The following is a 17066-nucleotide window of genomic DNA, read 5'->3' on the forward strand; positions in this document are numbered from 1 at the left end:
GGCTTGAAGCGGTGGTGGCCGAAGATCTCCTCGTCGGCGTGGAAGGTGACGGAGGTGCCGCGGCGGTTCGGTGCGGCGCCCACCTTCTTCACCGGACCGAGGGGGTTGCCGCGCGAGAAGCGCTGTTCGTAGAGTTCCTTGCCGCGGGCGACCTCGACCACCATGGAGTCCGAGAGCGCGTTCACGACCGAGGCGCCGACCCCGTGAAGGCCGCCCGAGGTCTCGTAGGCCGTGCCGGAGAACTTGCCACCGGCGTGGAGCGTGCAGAGGATGACCTCGAGCGCACTCTTCCTGGGGAACTTCGGGTGCGGGTCCACCGGGATGCCGCGGCCGTTGTCGCGGACGGTAACGGCGTAGTCGTCGTGCAGTTCCACCTCGATACGGGTTGCGAAACCCGCGACCGCCTCGTCCATCGAGTTGTCGAGGATTTCCGCGACAAGGTGGTGGAGTGCGCGCTCGTCGGTGCCGCCGATATACATGCCGGGCCGCTTGCGAACGGGCTCCAGCCCCTCCAGCACCTCGATGGATGCGGCGTTGTAGTCGTCGGCGCGGGCGGAAAGGAGGTCGTCGGCCATGGCTCTGCTCTGGTTCTGGTTGGCCGGGGATTAGACCATGCGGGCGGGGTGGGAGCAAGACGGGAGGGGGTTGCGCCGGGCGTCGCAGCCGCGAAATATTGGGGTGGCGGCGGATGGCCGCACAGGAGATGGTTCATGTGGAACGAACGCTACGCAGGCGACGACTATCTCTTCGGGACGGAGCCGGCGGCCTTCCTTCACCGCGCAGCCGAGTGGCTCAGGCCGGGGGCGACGGCGCTGGCGATTGCCGACGGCGAGGGGCGCAATTCCGTCTGGCTGGCGGAACAGGGGCTGACGGTGGCGGCCTTCGACCCCGCGCCGAATGCGCTCGCCAAGGCGCGCAAGCTCGCCGCCGCGCGTGGGGTGGTCGTGGACTACCACCTCGCCGACCTCGACGGCTGGGACTGGGCGCGGGTCTTCGACGTTGTGGCGGGCATCTTCATCCAGTTCGTCGGACCCGAGGAGCGATCGCGCCTCTTCACCCGGATCGACAGGGCGCTCAAGCCCGGCGGGATTCTCCTCCTCCACGGCTATGCGCCGCGGCAGGTCGGCTATGGCACCGGCGGGCCGCCCTTTGTGGAGAACATGTACACGCTGCCGCTGCTGCGGCAGGCGTTTGCGGGTTACGACGTGCTCAGGGCCGAGGACTTCGATGCCGAAGTGGACGAAGGGCGCGGCCATTCCGGGCGCTCGGCGCTCATCGACTTCGTGGCGCGGAAGCCCCTGGCGGACGGCTGAGGAGAGAAGGGATGGGACACGACTTCACGAGCGAGATCGTCTGGACCGGCAACCGGGGCGAGGGGACGCGGGGCTATCGCAGCTATGACCGGACCTGGGACATCGCGGTTGCCGGCAAGGAGGTCGTGCATTGCTCGAACGATCCCGCGCTGGGCGGAGACCCGACGAAGATGAACCCGGAGGACCTCCTCCTCTCGGCGCTCTCGGCCTGCCACATGCTCTGGTACCTCCATTATGCGAGCGACGCGGGCATTGTCGTGACCGGCTACCGCGACCGGCCCTTCGGGCGGGGCGAGAGCCTGCCGTCGGGTGCGGGGCAATTCCTTTCGGCGGAACTTCGGCCCGAGATCACGGTGGCGAAGTGTACGGACCTTGCCGCGGCCGATGCGCTCCACGGCCGCATCCACGCGGTCTGCTTCATCGCGCGCTCGGTGAGCTTCCCGGTGACCTGCGCCGCCCGCTACCTGGAAGGCGCCTGAGCGACCTCATGCCGGTTCGGCGAGCCGCTTGTCCCACATCGCCTTGAAGGCCGGCCGGGCCTGGCAGCCTGAGAGCCAGGCGTCGATCTCCGGGTATCCCGCGATGAGGCCGGGCTCTGCCTGGGCATAGCGCAGGATCTCGGCCATGTTGATGTCGGCCACGGTGAAGCGGCCGCCGACCATGTGGCCATGTTCGCGCAGGTGGGAGTTCACGACGCCGAGCGGGCGGCGGAGGCGCGCGACCTCGGCGGCGATCTCGGCCTCGCCCTCGGGCGTCTTCGCCCGGCCCTCGGCATGGGCGTAGAGGACGGCGAGCGCGTGGGCCTCGATCGCCGTGGCGCCGTAGAGCGCCCATTGTTCCATCAGCGCGTTTTCGCGCTCGTCGGCCGGCGCGAGTGGGCCGCCCGCCTTGCGCGCGATGTAGAGGTTCATGGCGAGCGATTCCGAAAGCACGAAATCGCCGTCGCGCAGCACCGGAACGGCGCCGGCCGGGCTGATCGACAGGAAACCCGGCGACTGGGTGTGGAAGGGCGCATCCTCCGCAGCCGGGTCGGGCAGACGGTAGGCCTGGATCACCGGGACATGCTCGAACTCCATCCCGAGCTCGGCGAGGAGCCAGAAATTGCGCGAGGCGCGGCTGCGATAGACGCCGTAGATGGTCAGCATGGATGTCTCCGGTTCCATTTCAATGCCGATGGCACGAGGCCGCCCTTGGGGCCATCCCATCGTCGCCGGCAGCTTGGCGCGGCGGCTGACGCAGATCAATAGGAGCCGGGCGCTGCCCTCCCTGGTTTCCTGAGTGCGTAGGGCGCGGATTTGACACGGGTCAAGGCGCGGAAAGTTGTCCGGTGGCATACTATGACAGTTTTTTGACAGGCCCGGAGGGACAGGATGTCGGAGCTGGTGGCGGGGGCGACGATCGAGGCGAGCGCTGTGGAGGTGCCGGCAGCCCCGGCTGCACCGGTGGGAGGTCCGCCGGTGGCGGCGACCGAGCCCGCGGCGCCGGCCGGAAAGGCGGGACCGAAGGCCTTTCCTGTCGTCGATGCCGACGCGATCCGCCACGCCTTCGAGACCGGGACCTATCCCTATTCGCAGAAGATGGGCATCCGCGCCTACGAGGCCGAGAAGGCGAAGTTGCAGGCAGAGCTTCTGAAGGTCCAGATCTGGGCGCAGGAGACGGGGCAGAAGTTCATCATCCTCTTCGAGGGCCGCGATGCCGCCGGCAAGGGTGGCACGATCAAGCGCTTCATGGAGCATCTGAACCCGCGCTTTGCCCGTGTCGTCGCCCTCAACAAGCCCTCGGACCTGGAGAAGGGCCAATGGTTCTTCCAGCGCTATATCGAGCATCTGCCGACAAGCGGCGAAATGGTCTTCTACGACCGATCCTGGTACAACCGCGCCGGGGTGGAACGGGTCATGGGGTTCTGCTCGCCGACCGAATACCTCGAATTCATGCGTCAGGCGCCGGAGATGGAGCGGATGCTGGTCCGTTCGGGCATCCGGCTCTACAAGTACTGGTTCTCGGTCACGCGGGAGGAGCAGCGGCGGCGTTTCCTTGCGCGTGAGACCGATCCGCTGAAGATGTGGAAGCTCTCGCCCATCGACATGGCGTCGCTCGACAAATGGGACGACTATACCGAGGCAAAGGAGGCGATGTTCTTCTACACCGATACCGCCGACGCGCCCTGGATCATCGTGAAGTCGGACGACAAGAAGCGCGCGCGGCTGAACTGCATGCGGCATTTCCTTGCGTCGCTCGACTATCCCGAGAAGGATTTCGATGTGGTGCAAGCCCCCGATCCGCTCATTGTCGGACGGGCGAGCCATGTGGTCCACGGCGCCGAGCATATCCTCGGCGCGTCGCTCCACCCGAACCTGCGGCGCGTGAACCATGGGGAGGCGGCTGCAAAGTCCATCGGTACGCCGGCACGCGCGTCCCCGCGCGGTGAACGGGTCCGTGCCGGGACTGGAGTGGGCCAACTGACGTGACGTCATGCCTGGGGTCCGGGCCGCGGCAACGGCCCCTATCGTCTTGCCTTGAAACGATACTTCCCCGGTTTTCGCAGAGCGCATGGCTCGGCTGCGCAATGAGCCGAGATCCGGTGTAGGAAAATTCGCGATCCGATGCCATCTTGTTTCTGCGTTGCGGCAATGCAATCGCAGAAAAAGGCGGGTGGCACGATGCGGGCATCGAGGCACGAAGGTCTGGAACTGAAGGTTCCGCAGCCCGTCCCCGAGGACTGGCGCAATCGGCTTCTGGCGCACCTGATGCGGCTTTCGCCCGAGTCGCGGCGGAACCGGTTCTTCGTCTGGATGTCGGACGAGGCGCTGGCCCGGCACGCCGCCCGGACCGATCCCGCTGCAGTCGTCGAGGCGCGGGTCGACGGCATGACGCGCGGCATGGCGGAAGTCCACCTGCTCCACGGCCCGCGCGCCGCGGCGGAGATCTCGGTTTCCGTCGAGGACGGCTGGCAGAGGCGGGGCATCGGCGCCGCGCTCGTGCATCGGGCGATCCGCGAGGCGCGCCGTCGGGGCGCCGAGGAGATCACGCTCTTCTTGCTGCCGGGGAACGCCGCGATGCGCAAGATCGCGTTCCGCGCCGGTTTCGTGCGAGCGCCTTACGGCGATGGGACGCTGTTCGAGGCGCGCCTTTTGCTGCCCTCGGTGGCCGTTCGGCGCGCCCGGTTCCACTGGCCGGCCGGGCTGGACCTTGGGCGCGCCCGGGCGTAAGGCTCGGGGATGAGGGAGGATCGGACGTCATTTCCGGCGCATATGAAGGCGGTGCTGGCGCTTGGCCTGCCGCTTGCAGGGTCGCATCTGGCCCAGATCGCGCTGCATGTCACCGACACGGTGATGGTCGGCTGGTACGGCGTGACCGAGCTTGCCGCCGTCGTTCTCGGTGGCGCGACCTTCTTCATCTTCTTCATCCTCGGCTCGGGCTTCGCGCAGGCGGTGATGCCGATGGTCGCGGTCGCGCTCGGTCGCGGCGACGAAACTCAGGTGCGGCGCGACACGAGGATGGCGCTGTGGCTCTCGATTCTCTACGGCACCGCGGTTTATCCCGCGCTCTGGTGGTCGGGGACCCTGCTCATCGCGCTCGGCCAGGCGCCGGAGGTGGCGGCGCTGTCGCAGGACTATCTCAGGGTCGCGGGGGCAGGCATGGTGCCGGCGCTGCTCATCATGGCGATGAAGAGCTTCCTGTCCTCGGTCGAGCGGGCCGGGGTGGTCCTCTGGGCGACTCTCGCCGGCGCGGCGCTGAACGCGGCGCTGAACTGGGCCCTCATCTTCGGCAACTGGGGCGCGCCCGAACTCGGCGTCCGGGGTGCGGCCGTGGCGAGCGTGGCGACCCAGGTCCTGACCTTTGCCCTTCTTGCCGCGGTCGCGGGCTTCGACCCGGCGCTCTCGCGTTTCCGGCTTTTCGTCCGTTTCTGGCGCCCCGACTGGCCCGCCTTCGTACAGGTCTGGCGGCTCGGCTGGCCGATCGGGATGACCGGGCTCTTCGAGGCGGGGATGTTCGAGACGGCGGCCCTGATGATGGGCTGGATCGGCACGAAGGAACTCGCCGCCCACGGGATCGCTCTGCAACTCGGCGCGATCTCGTTCATGGTCTATCTCGGCCTGGCCAATGCCGCCACCGTGCGCGCGGGAAGGGCAGTCGGAACCCGCGACCGGCGCGGTCTCCGCGACGGGGCGATCGTGGCGATCGCGCTCGTCATCGTCGCGGCGGGGGCCGTTGTCGCGGGGTTCCTCGCGGCGCCCGAGGTCCTCGTCGGCCTCTTCCTCGACCCGACCAACCCCGAAACGCCGGCCATCCTGGCCTATGGCGCCACGCTTCTCGCGGTCGCCGCGCTCTTCCAGCTTGCCGATGCTGCGCAGGTCATGGCGCTCGGCCTCCTGCGCGGGGTGCATGACACGCGGTGGCCCATGGTCATCGCCTCCGTCGGCTACTGGCTCATCGGTATTCCAGCGAGCTACGTGCTGGCGTTCCACCTCGGGCTCGGCGGGGTCGGCGTCTGGCTCGGCCTCGTGATCGGGCTCGTCTTCGCCGGCACGCTGCTCATGGCGCGGTTCTGGCGGGGGCCATGGCTTGGCGGGTGGATCGCCGAGGACGGGGCCCGGACGGCCGCGTGAGGCGGTGCCTCAGCTCTCGCCTGCGGCCTTCATCAGCCGGTCGGCCTTGCGCCGGACCAGCACGGAGCGCAGGTCATGCATGGCGAGAAGCAGCGCGTCCGTCACCTCGTCGAGCTGCGCGTCAGTGGCCTTCGACTGCGCCCAGTGTGCGGTCAGGTTCAGGTAGTCCACCGCGCGGTGGATGTCGTCGATGTCGCGCCGGGCGAGAAGATCGGTCCGCGCCGCCAACCAGTCGCGGATCGTCGCAAGGTCGGCGTCCGAAAGGGCGCGGTCGCCGTGGGGCTTGATCTCGCCGTTCTTCACGTTGACGACGGCGATCTGGTCCAACTCGATCCGGCGCTGGCGGTTTTCCGTGTCCACGCGGAAGACCGCGGCGCCGTTCTCGCGGATGCGGAAGTAATAGTCCGGCAGGTCGCCTGGCATGTCGCCCCTCAGCGCAGTTCCGCGCAGAACGTCTGGATCCGCCGGCAGGCCTCTTCCAGCGCCGCGTCGGACGTAGCGTAGCTGACGCGGAAGTTGGGCGATACCCCGAAGGCCGCGCCGAAGACGACGGCGACGCCGGTTTCCTCCAGAAGTGCTGTGGCGAAATCCTCGTCGTTGCCGATCTTCGCGCCGCCCGCCGACGTCTTGCCGATGAGAGCCGAGATGTCGGGATAGACATAGAAGGCGCCTTCCGGGCGCGGGCACTTGATGCCCTTGGCCTGGTTCAGCATCGAGACGACGAGGTCGCGGCGGCGCTGGAAGGTCTTCTTGTTCTCGGCGAGAAAGTCCTGCGGCCCGTTCAGCGCCTCGACGGCGGCATATTGCGCGATGGAGCAGGGGTTGGACGTGGATTGCGACTGCACGGTGCCCATCGCCTTGATGAGTTCGACCGGACCGGCCGCATAGCCGATCCGCCAGCCGGTCATCGCATAGGCCTTGGAGACGCCGTTGCAGGTCAGCGTCCGGTCGTAGAGCCGGGGTTCGACCTGCGCGGGAGAGACGAATTCGAAATCGTCGAAGACGAGGTGCTCGTACATGTCGTCCGACATGATCCAGACCTGGGGATGCCTCAGAAGAACGTCCGTCAACGCCTTGAGTTCCTTGCGCGAATAGCCCGCGCCGGTGGGATTGGAAGGAGAGTTGAAGATGAACCACTTGGTCTGCGGCGTGATCGCCGCTTCAAGTTGTTCCGGCGTCAGCTTGAAGTTCGACTCGATGCCGCATTCGACGGCGACGGGCGTCCCACCGGCCAGCAGCACCATGTCGGGATAGCTGACCCAGTAGGGCGCCGGGATGATGACCTCGTCGCCGGGATTGAGCGTCGCCATCAGCGCGTTGTAGAGCGTCTGCTTGCCGCCGGTGCCGACGGTGATCTGGTTGGGCTTGTAGCTCAGGCCGTTCTCGCGCGCGAACTTGCCGCAGATCGCGTCCTTCAGTTCGGGGATGCCGTCGACGGCGGTGTATTTCGTCTTGCCCTCGTCGATGGCGCGCTTGGCGGCGGCCTTGATGTTGTCGGGCGTGTCGAAGTCAGGCTCGCCGGCGCCAAGGCCGATGATGTCGCGGCCCTCTGCCTTCAATTCCCGTGCCTTGTTGGTCACCGCGATCGTGGGCGACGGTTTGACGCGCGCAAGCGTGTCGGAGAGGAAGGCCATGATCGGGGGCTCCGGTTTGAAATTGCCGGAGCCATGTCTTAAGGTGGCCGCCCGTCCCGTTCAAGCGACATCGGAAAGGAGAGGCTATGACCAAGGACGCAACCCCAGTGACCGCAAACTGGTACAGCGACGAGACCGCCACATTCGGCGACCGGCTTACGGCCGCGCGCGAGGCTGCCGGTCTTTCGAGCTGCGATCTGGCCCAGCGGCTGGGCGTGCGGCTTAAGACCGTGCAGGCGTGGGAAAACGACATGATGGAGCCGCGCGCCAACCGGGTGCAAATGCTGGCCGGGATGCTCAACGTCTCGCTCATCTGGCTTCTGACCGGCGAGGGCGCCGGCGTGGTTCCGCCCGACGCGCGGCCCGAACTGCCGGAGGGCGCAGTCGAACTCCTGGCCGAGATGCGCGAGGTGCGCGCAGGCATCGGGTCGCTGAGCGAGCGGCTTGGCCGGCTGGAGGCACGGCTCAGGCTGGCGCTGGCGCGGGAGGCGGCATGAGCGAGACGCGAGAGACCCGGCTGAAGCGCATGACGATGCGGTCCTGGCGGCGGGGCACGAAGGAGATGGACCTGATCCTCGGCCCCTTCGCCGAGGCGCGGCTCGCGGCTATGGAGGGCGCTACGCTCGATCTATACGATGCGCTTCTCGCGGAGAACGACCAGGACCTCTATCCCTGGATCACCGGCGCGGCCCCTGTGCCGGCGCGGTTCGGCGCCCTCGTCGCCGAGATCGCCGCCTTTGCACGGGCCGGCCGGGCCGCCTGATCGCGCGGCGCTGTTCGGGCTTAACCGAAATTTTCCCCTTTCCGCCCAGTCTGCCCGGCAAGGAGCAGACGGCGGAGAGAGAGATGAGCCTGCACGCAATCGTCGAAGAGCGTCCGCGCGGGGGCGGCCACGCCGGTTATCTTGAAACGCTCGGCCTCGTCGAACGACTGCACCGGCTTCTGCTCGACGTGATCAAGGACGAGTTCGAGCGGCTGGGCCAGATCGAGATCAACGCGGTCCAGGCGCTTCTCCTCTTCAACGTCGGCGAGAACGAGGTGTCCGCGGGTGAGTTGAAGACGCGCGGCTACTACCAGGGCTCGAACGTCAGCTACAACCTCAAGAAGCTCGTCGAGATGGGCTACATGCACCATGAGCGCAGCGAGGCCGACCGGCGCTCGGTTCGGGTCCGGCTGACGGGGAAGGGCCGGGCGGTGCGCGAGGCGGTCGCGGCCCTCTTCCGCCGCCATGCGGAGCTTCTGGAGACCCGCGGCGCCATAGGCTTCGGCGCCAGCGACGACGTGAACGCACTCCTCCGGCGGCTGGAGCGGTTCTGGACGGACCAGATCCGCTACATCTATTAGGATCGCCCGTGGTTTGCGTACCGTCGGTCGCAGGCATGGTGTATGTTCGAATTGAGGTCAGGCGACCGATGGGGTCACTTGCATGGCTGACGAAACATCCATCCTTGCGGCGCTGAACCGGCTGGCCGATGCGTTCAATGCCCATGACATCGACGCGATCATGGCCTTCTTCGCACAAGACTGCAGCCTCGACCTTCCCCGCGGGCCCGATCCGCACGGAACCCGGTACATCGGCCGCGAGGAGGTGCGGCGGGGGCTGATGACCCGTTTCGAGACCACGCCGGACGTTCACTATGGCGAGGTCGAGCATTTCGCGTCTGGCGACACCGGCATGTCGAAATGGCTGCTGACCGGCACGACCGTGGCCGGCACCCGGGTTCGGGTACGGGGATGCGACTTCTACACGTTCCGCGACGGTTTGGTGACCCGGAAGGATTCCTACTGGAAGATCGTCGGTTGAGACGGTGCCGCGCGGCCGCGCCGCGCGACGCGCAGCAAAGACCAGCCGTCCCCCGCCCGCCCGATCAGCTGTTCGGTCAGCTCCTTTTCCAGCTTCCGCCGGATCGCCCGGGGGAAGTCGTCCTGGGTGCGCGCGACCTCCACGAAGGCGCCCTGGCCGCGGATCACCCGGGTGCGGTAGTAGATCGCGATGTCCGCCTCGTGCCCGCCGATCGGAAGGCCATTCACAAGCAGTTCGCCGAAATCCTCCGCCGCGTAGACCACCTCGGGCATCCGCCCGTCGTTCGAGCGCCCGTCGCCGGAAATGTCGAGCGTTTCGGCAAGGCAGTCGGGGGCCTGCGCCATGAGATCGCGTCCGAAGGCGAGGGCGGCGCCTAGGCCGGTCGGCAGGAAATCCTGTTCGCGCACATGGCCGGCGACGGCGGCGCGGATGCCTTCGAGGTCGGACGGCGCCGCTACCATCGTCCAGTCCACGATTACGTCCTGATGCGCCTGGCCCGACCACTCGTAGACCGCGAAGGCGACGCGGTCCTCGGGCTTGAGGAAGGCGGCGACGATCACCGGGTCGGCAAGCGCGGCGATCAGGCCTTCCTTCTGGATCGCGTAGTCGCGCGCATCGACCGAGCGCGAGACGTCGATCCCGAGCGCGAGAGCGAGCCGGCAGGCCGCCCCGGCCGGTGCCGGCGCGAGGGCAATAAGAATGAACGCCGCGCGGATCATTCCCGCCCGCCGGGAGCGAGCCAGCCGATAACGGGCCCCTGCAGTTCGCGCAGGAGCTTCGCCCGCATGGCGCGTTCATAGTCGCGGAAATTCTCGGCCACGATCACGAAGGCGCCGGGGCCGTGGATGACCTCGGCGCGGTAGTAGTCCGCCACCCCGGCCTCGCCGACGGCTACGGCAAGCCCGTTCACCGTGATCCCGTCGAAGCCGAAGGCACGGTAGGCCGAGGCGGGCGGGAAACCGTCGTTGTTGCGTCCGTCGCCCGCGACGTCGAGCGTGCGTGCCTCGCAGTCCGGCCCGTCGCGGAAGAGCGTGGCCGCGTGCCCGAGCGCATTGCCGAGGGCCGTCGGCATGTCGTCGCGGCTTCGTTCGCTGCCTGCGATGGCGGCGGCGGCGAGCGAGAGGTCCTCGGCCGAGGCGATCTCGAGCCAGGGCAGGAGCCCGGCCTGCGCGAACTTGCCGCTCCACTCGTAGACGCCGAGCCAGACGGGGCGGTCGGGGTCGGCGAGGAAGGCGTCCTGCACCGCGGGCGCAAGAAGCGCGCGGGCGAGGCCACCGCGCTGGAGAGCGTCCTCGCGCTCGTCCACGGAGGCCGAGATGTCGAGCGCGAGCAAGAGCGCCAACCGGCACTCCGCCGCCGCGGGGCCGGCTGCCAGAAGCGCGAGAAGGCCTACCAGTGCCCGGTATTGCCCATGCTTGCCCACGGCTCCTCCGGCGCCTTCGCCTGACCTTTCTGCAGAAGCTCGATCGAGATGTTGTCGGGCGAGCGGACGAAGGCCATATGCCCGTCGCGCGGCGGCCGGTTGATCGTGACGCCGTTCTCCTGGAGATGGGCGCAGATGGCGTAGATGTCGTCGACCTCGTAGGCGAGGTGGCCGAAGTGGCGGCTGTCGGAGGGCAGGCCCGTGTCGCCGTCCCAGTTGTAGGTCAGTTCGACCGGGCACTCGGGTTGGCCGGCCGGCGCCATGAAGACGAGCGTGAACCGCCCCTCGCGGCTTTCATAGCGCCGTGTCTCCTCCAGTCCGAGGAGCCGGTAGAAGGCCATCGACTTCTCCAGGTCCTTCACGCGCACCATCGTGTGCAGGTACTTCAGTGCCATCCTGCGCCTCCCTTCCGTCGGTTTTCGCCGAAGCCTAGCAGGCCCGCCCCCCCGCCGCCAAGGCCGCCCGGCCCTCGCTGGGGTTCCCTTCCATCAAATTTCGGAATGACCACCGCCCATCGTGGTTATCACTCCGCCCGCCCATAGATATAGTGGATACGATTCGTGACACCGGAGGACTCCCCATGACGCTGACGCCTGAACAGAAGGCCGAGATCGCCGAGGCCCGCAGCCACGCGCGCCGGACGCTCCGCGCGACCTCCGAAGGCATGGAAAAGCACCTCTACGTCGCCCACGAGGTGCTCGACCACGGACTCGTCCGCGTCATCGACTACATGGGCGACGACGCGGCGATCACCCAGGCCGCCCGCGTCTCCTACGGGCGCGGCACCAAGGCGGTCACGAACGACGAGGGGCTGATCCGCTACCTGATGCGGCACTGGCACTCTACCCCCTTCGAGATGTGCGAGGTCAAGTTCCACGTCAAGCTGCCGGTCTTCGTCGCCCGCCAGTGGATCCGCCACCGCACCGCCAACGTGAACGAATATTCCGCGCGCTACTCGATCCTCGACCGCGAATTCTACATCCCCGCGCCCGAGCACCTCGCCGCGCAGTCGACGGTGAACAACCAGGGACGGGGCGAACTCCTTGAGGGCGCAGAGGCCGCCCGGGTCCTCGACATCCTGCGCGAGGACGCGATGCGGGCCTATGACCACTACGAGGACATGCTGAGCCAGGAGGGCCAGAAGGGGCTGGCGCGGGAACTCGCCCGGATGAACCTGCCGGCGAACGTCTACACGCAGTGGTACTGGAAGATCGACCTGCACAACCTGTTCCACTTCCTGCGCCTCAGGGCCGACGCCCACGCCCAATACGAGATCAGGGCCTATGCCGAGGTGATGTGCGGCATCGCCCGGGACTGGGTGCCCCTGGCCTACGCCGCCTTCGAGGACTACCGGTTGGGTGGCGTGAACCTCTCGGGCAAGGCGGTGGAGGTGTTGAAACGGCGGCTGGCCGGGGAGGCGGTGACGCAGGAGACGTCCGGCATGAGCAAGGGCGAGTGGCGGGAGTTCGAGGGGGTTTGGGGGTGAGAAATGAGTTCCGGCGTTGAATTTGATCCTCAAGAAACCAAGGAGAGGCTCGAAGAATTCCTTGCTCAGGCTGAAGGTTTTCATCCGACTTCTTCGAAGCCCCCATTCAAGAGATAGCACGACAATTTCCTCAGTCTTTTGAGGGAGAACCACACCGACAAAACTGTGGCGACTTTCTTCGCTCAGATGAAAGTTCGCGACCGCGCGGAGCGGATGCCGCTCAGGCGGGCGGACTTGTTCGCGCGCGCCGCGAACGAAGAGGACCGGGGCGCTCAGGGGGGGGGCGCCGGATGTGTGAGCGGGGAGGGGGGACGCTGCACGTCTTCCCGTCGCGCCAGCGACCGGACGCGACCCCCTCCCCGACCCTCTCCCACGAGGGGGGGGAGCGAGGCGCGCCGGGCGTCGCCCCCGTCGCCGCGTTCGGCCGAGGAAATGCGGGCCGTCGCGGGCGCGGCGGCGGACGCGGGGCGGCGAGGGCGGCGAAGAAGAATGACACGCGGGCGGCCGGGGATTGTCCCGCCCTGCGGAACCGCCGTCCGTCGATCCAGGGCGTGACTGTCTCACTTGCGGCTTTCCGCGTGCTGATCTACCCAAGCCCCATGACGCGCATCCTTCCTGCCGTCCGCGGCACGCTCACCCCCGGCCGGCCCCTGGCCGATCTGACCTGGCTGCGCGTCGGCGGGCCGGCGGACTGGCTTTTCCAGCCGGCGGACGAGGCTGACCTTGCCGCCTTCCTCGCGCGGCTCGACCCTGCCGTCCCGGTCTTCCCGATGGGTGTCGGCTCCAACCTCATCGTGCGCGACGGCGGCATCCGGGGCGTGGTGGTCCGGCTCGGGCGCGGGTTCAATGGCATCGCCGTCGAAGGCAACCGCGTCACCGCCGGTGCTGCGGCGCTCGACGCGCATGTTGCGCGGAAGGCGGCGGAGGCGGGTGTGGACCTGACCTACCTCCGCACCATTCCCGGCGCCGTGGGCGGCGCGGTGCGGATGAACGCGGGCTGCTACGGCAGCTACACGGCCGATCACCTCGTCACGGCGCGGGTCGTGCTGCGCGACGGGACGGTCCGCAGCCTCGGACCGCGGGAGATGGGCTTCGCATACCGGTCGTCCCTGCTGCCCGAGGGGGCGGTGATCGTCGAGGCCACCTTCGAGGGGCCGAAGGGCGACCCGGCGGCGCTGGAGGCGAAGATGGCCGAGCAACTCGCCCGGCGCGACGCCACCCAGCCGGTGAAGGACCGGACGGCCGGATCGACCTTCCGCAACCCGGGCGGCTTCTCCTCGACCGGGCGGGCGGATGACGTCCACGACCTGAAGGCCTGGAAGCTGATCGACGACGCAGGGCTCAGGGGCTTCCGGCGCGGCGGGGCCGTGATGAGCGAGAAACACCCGAACTTCCTGACCAACATCGGCGGCGCGACGGCGGCGGAACTTGAGGAGCTTGGCGAGGAGGTCAGAAAAAGGGTTTTCGAATCCAGCGGTTTGACGCTAGAGTGGGAAATCATGCGCGTGGGTGAAAAAGCACCCGTGGCAGGCGCGCAAGCATAAAGAACGAAGGCCCGCAAAAGGGCCGGAACGAGGCGGATTTGGCGGGCAGGTCGAGCAGGACAGCCCCCAAGGTTGCGGTGTTGATGGGCGGCGCTTCCGCAGAGCGGGAGGTGTCGCTTGTCAGCGGGCGCGAGTGCGCGGCCGCGCTGCGGGAGGCGGGATACGAGGTGGTCGAGGTCGATGCCGGCCGCGACCTCGCCTCGCGCCTTGCCGCGATTGCCCCGGATGTCTGCTTCAACGCGCTGCACGGCCGCTGGGGCGAGGATGGCTGCGTACAGGGCATGCTGGAGTGGCTGTCCATTCCTTATACGCATTCCGGCGTGCTCGCCTCGGCCCTCGCCATGGACAAGACCCGTGCCAAGGCGGCGTTCCGTTCGGCGGGGCTTCCGGTCGCCGAAAGCGTGATCGCGCCCAAGGCCGAGGTCATGGCCCGGCATGTGATGCCGCCGCCCTACGTTGTGAAGCCGAATGCCGAGGGCTCGTCCGTCGGCGTCTACATCGTCTCGAAGGATGCCAATTCGCCGCCGCGGCTCGGTGACGAGATGCCCGAGGTGGCGATGGTCGAGGAGTATGTGCCAGGGCGGGAACTGACCTGTTCGGTGCTGGGCGAGCGGGCGATGTGCGTGACCGAGATCGTCACCGCCGGCTGGTACGACTATCACGCGAAATATGCGCCGGGCGGCTCCCGCCACGTCTGCCCGGCGGAAATACCGGCCGAGATTTCCGAGGCGGCGCGGGACTACGCGCTGCGGGCGCACCGGGCGCTCGGCTGCCGCGGCCTGAGCCGGAGCGACTTCCGCTGGGACGAGGCGCGGGGGCTCGCAGGGCTCTTTATCCTCGAGACCAACACCCAGCCGGGGATGACGCCGACCTCGCTTTCCCCCGAACAGGCGCGGGCCGAGGGGATCGGTTTTGCCGATCTCTGCCGCTGGATCGTGGAGGATGCGTCATGCGGGCGCTAGGGGCGATGCTCGGCAGGCGGGGCGGAGCGGCGGGACGCTACCGCGACGAACTGCGGCGCGACAAGCGCGACCCGGCCCCTTCGCGGCTGGCCTACCGGGTGGAGCGGCTCTGGCTGACGCCCGGATTCCGCAAGGCGGTGCGGGTCGGGTTGCCCGCGGCCCTGGTCCTCGCGGTGACGGCGGGGTGGCTCGGCGACGCCGGGCGGCGGGCGGCGATGCAGCTGCGGCTCGCCGAGCTGCGCGAGAGCGTGGAAAACCGGCCGGAGTTCATGGTGAGCCTGATGGCGATCGACGGCGCCTCTGAGCCGGTGGCGAACGCGATCCGCGGCATGCTGCCGGTGACGCTGCCGGCTTCGTCGTTCCGCATCGACCTCGAGGCCCTCAGGGCGACAATTGCGCAGATCGACGCGGTGGCGGGGGCCGAGCTGCGCATCCGCAAGGGCGGCGTGCTCGAAGTGAAGGTGACGGAGAGGGTGCCGGCGGTGCTCTGGCGGCGGGGCGGCACGCTCGAAATGCTTGATGCGACCGGGCACCGGGTGGCAACCCTGCTCGACCGGAGCGCGCGCCCCGACCTGCCGGTGATCGCCGGCGACGGCGCCGGGCAGGCCGTACCCGAGGCGCTGGCGATCCTCGCCGCGGCCGAGCCGATCCAAGCCCGCCTGCGCGGGCTTGTCCGCATGGGCGAGCGGCGCTGGGACGTCGTGCTGGACCGCCAGCAGCGGATCTTGCTGCCCGAGGCCGATCCGGTGACGGCGATCCAGCGCGTCATCGCGCTCGACCAGGCCGAGGACATGCTGGGCCGCGACCTCACGGCCGTGGACCTGCGCAACGAGATGCGCCCGACGCTCCGGCTTGCGCCGCCGGCGACGGGTGAAACCGAGGGTGAGATGAAGGTATCCGGACCATGACCGATCTCTATCAGTCCCAGCGGGCGATGCGGAACATGCGGCGCGCGGCGCTGCAACGGGGGGTGGTTGCCGTGCTCGACGTCGGCACGTCGAAGATCGCCTGCCTCGTCCTGAAGTTCGAGAACGCCGCGGAGGGGGCCGACGACGGGCTCGGGGCGCTTGCCGGCCAGTCGCAGTTCCGGGTGATCGGCGCGGCCACCACCCGCTCGCGCGGGGTGCGCTTCGGCGAGGTCGACGCGATGGCCGAGACCGAGCGCGCGATCAGGACGGCGGTGCAGGCCGCGCAGAAGATGGCGCAGACGCGCGTCGACCATGTCATCGCCTGTTTCGCCGGCGCCCATCCCAGAAGCTACGGGCTCGCCGGAGAGATCGAGCTCAGCGACGGGCAGGTGAGCGAGCAGGACGTGGCGCGCGTCCTCGCCGCCTGCGAGGTGCCCGACTACGGTCCGGGGCGCGAGGCGCTCCATGCCCATCCGGTGAACTTCGCCATCGACCACCGGTCCGGCCTTGGCGATCCCCGCGGGCACGTGGGCAACCGGCTGGCGGCCGACATGCACCTGCTGACGATCGACACGGCCGCGGTGCAGAACCTCATCTACTGCATCCGCCGCTGCGATCTGGAGATCGCGGGGCTCGCCTCCTCTGCCTATGTCTCGGGCCTCGCGAGCCTTGTCGAGGACGAACAGGAACTGGGGGCGGCCTGCATCGACATGGGCGGCGGCGCCACCGGCATCTCCATCTTCATCAAGAAGCACATGATCTTCGCCGAGAGCGTCCGCATGGGCGGGGATCATGTCACCTCGGACATCTCGAAGGGGCTCCGGGTGCCTCTGGCCACCGCCGAGCGGATCAAGACGATCCACGGCGGCGTGCAGGCCACCGGCATGGACGACCGCGAGATGATCGAGATCGGCGCCGATTGCGGCGACTGGGACAAGGACCGGCGCAAGGTCTCGCGCACGGAACTCATCGGCATCATGCGGCCGCGGGTTGAGGAGATACTGGAGGAGGTGCGCGGCATTCTCGACGCAGCCGGCTTCGAGCAGTTGCCAAGCCAGCAGATCGTGCTGACCGGGGGGGCGAGCCAGATTCCGGGGCTCGAAGGGCTCGCCGCGCGAATCCTCGGCCAGAACGTGCGACTCGGGCGTCCGCTCAGGGTCCAGGGCCTGCCGCAGGCGGCGACGGGGGCGGCGTTTTCCTCAACCGTCGGTCTTTGTCTCTTTGCCGCCCACCCGCAGGACGAGTGGTGGGACTTCGAGATTCCGGCAGAACGCTACCCGGCGCGGTCGCTCCGGCGGGCTATGAAATGGTTTAAAGACAACTGGTAACCACACGATCTTGAGAGGTCGGCGAAATGCCGCTGAGAGGCATCAGGAACCCCC

At 68.3% G+C, this 17066-nt stretch carries 21 protein-coding genes; 14 read left to right on the forward strand and 7 right to left on the reverse strand.

From position 1 onward, the window contains the following. The coding region (locus ACMUOO_RS05390; RefSeq protein ID WP_413854911.1) for an ATP-binding protein at positions 1–575 on the reverse strand (575 nt) is incomplete at its 3' end. A 135-nt stretch (positions 576–710) separates the two neighbouring features. Between ACMUOO_RS05390 and ACMUOO_RS05395 the strand changes: the two genes are divergently transcribed. Both ACMUOO_RS05395 and ACMUOO_RS05400 read left to right on the forward strand, forming a co-directional pair. Continuing rightward, positions 711–1313 carry an SAM-dependent methyltransferase gene (locus tag ACMUOO_RS05395; RefSeq protein ID WP_301917949.1) on the forward strand — a complete coding sequence of 201 codons (603 nt, stop codon included), beginning with the start codon at positions 711–713 and terminating at the stop codon, positions 1311–1313. 11 nt (positions 1314–1324) lie between these two features. Continuing rightward, on the forward strand, positions 1325–1792 hold the full coding sequence (locus tag ACMUOO_RS05400) for an OsmC family protein (protein WP_301917950.1): 468 nt from the start codon (positions 1325–1327) through the stop codon (positions 1790–1792). 6 nt (positions 1793–1798) lie between these two features. On the opposite strand, the gene ACMUOO_RS05405 is transcribed toward ACMUOO_RS05400, so the two are convergent. Next, positions 1799–2458, reverse strand: a complete 660-nt coding sequence (locus ACMUOO_RS05405; RefSeq protein WP_301917951.1) for a glutathione S-transferase family protein — start codon at positions 2456–2458, stop codon at positions 1799–1801. Between the two features lie 225 nt (positions 2459–2683). Between ACMUOO_RS05405 and ppk2 the strand changes: the two genes are divergently transcribed. The 3 genes from ppk2 to ACMUOO_RS05420 all read left to right on the forward strand — a co-directional run bounded on the left by ppk2 (position 2684) and on the right by ACMUOO_RS05420 (position 5923). Continuing rightward, positions 2684–3781 carry a polyphosphate kinase 2 gene (gene ppk2 / locus ACMUOO_RS05410; RefSeq protein WP_301917952.1) on the forward strand — a complete coding sequence of 366 codons (1098 nt, stop codon included), beginning with the start codon at positions 2684–2686 and terminating at the stop codon, positions 3779–3781. A gap of 192 nt (positions 3782–3973) precedes the next feature. Then, the gene (locus tag ACMUOO_RS05415) at positions 3974–4522 is read left to right on the forward strand and encodes a GNAT family N-acetyltransferase (RefSeq protein WP_301917953.1); all 549 of its coding nucleotides are present in this window, start codon (positions 3974–3976) and stop codon (positions 4520–4522) included. 9 nt (positions 4523–4531) lie between these two features. Further along, positions 4532–5923 carry an MATE family efflux transporter gene (locus ACMUOO_RS05420; RefSeq protein ID WP_413854912.1) on the forward strand — a complete coding sequence of 464 codons (1392 nt, stop codon included), beginning with the start codon at positions 4532–4534 and terminating at the stop codon, positions 5921–5923. Positions 5924–5932: 9 nt separating this feature from the next. Here ACMUOO_RS05420 and ACMUOO_RS05425 read toward each other — a convergent pair whose 3' ends face one another. Then, complete coding sequence (locus ACMUOO_RS05425) at positions 5933–6346, reverse strand: hypothetical protein (protein ID WP_301917955.1); 414 nt, start codon at positions 6344–6346, stop codon at positions 5933–5935. 8 nt (positions 6347–6354) lie between these two features. Next, positions 6355–7557: a pyridoxal phosphate-dependent aminotransferase gene (locus ACMUOO_RS05430; protein WP_301917956.1), complete on the reverse strand. Its 1203-nt coding sequence runs from the start codon at positions 7555–7557 to the stop codon at positions 6355–6357. A gap of 86 nt (positions 7558–7643) precedes the next feature. Here ACMUOO_RS05430 and ACMUOO_RS05435 point away from each other — a divergent pair, with 86 nt between their 5' ends. The 4 genes from ACMUOO_RS05435 (at position 7644) to ACMUOO_RS05450 (ending at position 9361) form a co-directional block, all read left to right on the forward strand. Continuing rightward, a complete protein-coding gene (locus tag ACMUOO_RS05435; RefSeq protein WP_301917957.1) occupies positions 7644–8054 on the forward strand; it encodes a helix-turn-helix domain-containing protein in 411 nt (136 codons plus the stop codon). Next, entirely contained in the window at positions 8051–8320 is a 270-nt protein-coding gene (locus ACMUOO_RS05440) for a succinate dehydrogenase assembly factor 2 (RefSeq protein ID WP_301917958.1), read from the forward strand. Before ACMUOO_RS05435 ends, ACMUOO_RS05440 begins: the two co-directional genes overlap by 4 nt. 83 nt (positions 8321–8403) lie before the next feature. Next, positions 8404–8901 carry a MarR family winged helix-turn-helix transcriptional regulator gene (locus ACMUOO_RS05445; protein ID WP_301917959.1) on the forward strand — a complete coding sequence of 166 codons (498 nt, stop codon included), beginning with the start codon at positions 8404–8406 and terminating at the stop codon, positions 8899–8901. Positions 8902–8983: 82 nt separating this feature from the next. Beyond that, positions 8984–9361: a nuclear transport factor 2 family protein gene (locus ACMUOO_RS05450; RefSeq protein WP_301917960.1), complete on the forward strand. Its 378-nt coding sequence runs from the start codon at positions 8984–8986 to the stop codon at positions 9359–9361. On the opposite strand, the gene ACMUOO_RS05455 is transcribed toward ACMUOO_RS05450, so the two are convergent. Genes ACMUOO_RS05455 through ACMUOO_RS05465 form a run of 3 tightly spaced genes read right to left on the reverse strand, consistent with a single transcriptional unit; the run spans position 9340 to position 11179 of the window. Then, the gene (locus tag ACMUOO_RS05455) at positions 9340–10080 is read right to left on the reverse strand and encodes a DUF1194 domain-containing protein (RefSeq protein WP_301917961.1); all 741 of its coding nucleotides are present in this window, start codon (positions 10078–10080) and stop codon (positions 9340–9342) included. The genes ACMUOO_RS05450 and ACMUOO_RS05455 overlap by 22 nt on opposite strands. After that, complete coding sequence (locus tag ACMUOO_RS05460) at positions 10077–10784, reverse strand: DUF1194 domain-containing protein (protein ID WP_301917962.1); 708 nt, start codon at positions 10782–10784, stop codon at positions 10077–10079. The genes ACMUOO_RS05455 and ACMUOO_RS05460 overlap by 4 nt, the downstream gene beginning before the upstream one ends. Continuing rightward, complete coding sequence (locus ACMUOO_RS05465; protein ID WP_301917963.1) at positions 10751–11179, reverse strand: VOC family protein; 429 nt, start codon at positions 11177–11179, stop codon at positions 10751–10753. Before ACMUOO_RS05465 ends, ACMUOO_RS05460 begins: the two co-directional genes overlap by 34 nt. A 185-nt stretch (positions 11180–11364) precedes the next feature. Between ACMUOO_RS05465 and thyX the strand changes: the two genes are divergently transcribed. The 5 genes from thyX to ftsA all read left to right on the forward strand — a co-directional run bounded on the left by thyX (position 11365) and on the right by ftsA (position 17012). Next, the gene (gene thyX, locus ACMUOO_RS05470; protein ID WP_301917964.1) at positions 11365–12270 is read left to right on the forward strand and encodes an FAD-dependent thymidylate synthase; all 906 of its coding nucleotides are present in this window, start codon (positions 11365–11367) and stop codon (positions 12268–12270) included. Between the two features lie 608 nt (positions 12271–12878). After that, the gene (gene murB / locus ACMUOO_RS05475) at positions 12879–13814 is read left to right on the forward strand and encodes a UDP-N-acetylmuramate dehydrogenase (RefSeq protein WP_301917985.1); all 936 of its coding nucleotides are present in this window, start codon (positions 12879–12881) and stop codon (positions 13812–13814) included. Between the two features lie 38 nt (positions 13815–13852). Beyond that, positions 13853–14776 (forward strand): D-alanine--D-alanine ligase, encoded by a 924-nt coding sequence (locus tag ACMUOO_RS05480; RefSeq protein WP_301917965.1) that lies wholly within the window; start codon positions 13853–13855, stop codon positions 14774–14776. 5 nt (positions 14777–14781) lie between these two features. Next, positions 14782–15684 carry a cell division protein FtsQ/DivIB gene (locus ACMUOO_RS05485; RefSeq protein ID WP_301917986.1) on the forward strand — a complete coding sequence of 301 codons (903 nt, stop codon included), beginning with the start codon at positions 14782–14784 and terminating at the stop codon, positions 15682–15684. Further along, the gene (ftsA, locus tag ACMUOO_RS05490; protein WP_301917966.1) at positions 15681–17012 is read left to right on the forward strand and encodes a cell division protein FtsA; all 1332 of its coding nucleotides are present in this window, start codon (positions 15681–15683) and stop codon (positions 17010–17012) included. Before ACMUOO_RS05485 ends, ftsA begins: the two co-directional genes overlap by 4 nt. Positions 17013–17066: the final 54 nt, after the last annotated feature.

Source organism: Albidovulum sp., from assembly GCF_041919395.1.
Lineage (GTDB): Bacteria > Pseudomonadota > Alphaproteobacteria > Rhodobacterales > Rhodobacteraceae > Albidovulum.